This window comes from Caballeronia sp. BR00000012568055, assembly GCF_029439455.1.
In the GTDB taxonomy this organism is placed as follows: Bacteria; Pseudomonadota; Gammaproteobacteria; order Burkholderiales; family Burkholderiaceae; genus Caballeronia.
In genome coordinates this window covers 1-747 of the sequence record NZ_JAQFVG010000185.1, presented here as the reverse complement: position 1 = coordinate 747, position 747 = coordinate 1, and the positions used below count along the sequence as shown (strand labels likewise).

1 protein-coding gene and 1 pseudogene are annotated in these 747 nt (G+C 63.2%); both read right to left on the bottom strand.

Annotated elements, in window-relative coordinates:
- Nucleotides 1-371: pseudogene (locus P7F28_RS09690) on the bottom strand (phage integrase family protein); the annotation flags it as partial.
- Nucleotides 372-412: 41 nt separating this feature from the next.
- Nucleotides 413-747 (bottom strand): integrase core domain-containing protein (locus P7F28_RS09685; RefSeq protein ID WP_277184285.1); only part of this gene is annotated, 335 nt, incomplete at its 5' end.

Here is a 747-nt window from a genome sequence, read left to right as displayed (position 1 = left end):
GCCATAGCTGCTCCCAGGGCGTCACGTCCGACTGCCGCTCGGCGACGATCAGTGCGTGGGCCCGCTCCGTGAGCGCCGGGTGCGTGGCAAAGAAGGCCTCGATCCATTTTGCACTGGCCGGCCCGAGCCCTGGTACGGCGCTCCACCACTGCCGACGGCGAGGACCTTACCGTCAGATCAGCCAGGGTCCGGATGCCTGCCGCGTGCAGGGCACGGACAGCGCGATCCGGCAACCAGCGCGTAATGTCATCTCCGATCTGCGGGGGTGGTAAAGGCATCGCGCGCAGCGTTTCGACTGCCTGCGTGGTGGCGCGGGCAAGATGTCTGCGCTTGTGGGCTGGGCACTCGAACAGCGTAGCCAGATCCGCCCGGTGAACCGCCCCGACTTTGTCGGAGACCGCCGAGTTTGGCGCTACGCCGCTCGAGCGGAGCGCACCAGATTCCGATTGTAGACTTCCTCTGCTTCCGCAGGCGATACGTACCCGAGCGGGCCGAGCAACCGATGGTGGTTATACCAATGAACCCATTCGAGCGTGGCGAGCTCGACGTCTTGGAGCGTACGCCATGAACGCCGATGTACAACTTCGGCCTTATACAAGCCGTTGATCGTTTCGGCCAGAGCATTGTCGTAGGAGTCGCCGACAGTTCCGACTGATGGTTCGACGCCAACGTCCACCAAACGTTCGGTGTACCGAATGCTGAGATATTGCGACCCGTGATCGCTATGATGAATGAGCCCGGGCGGTG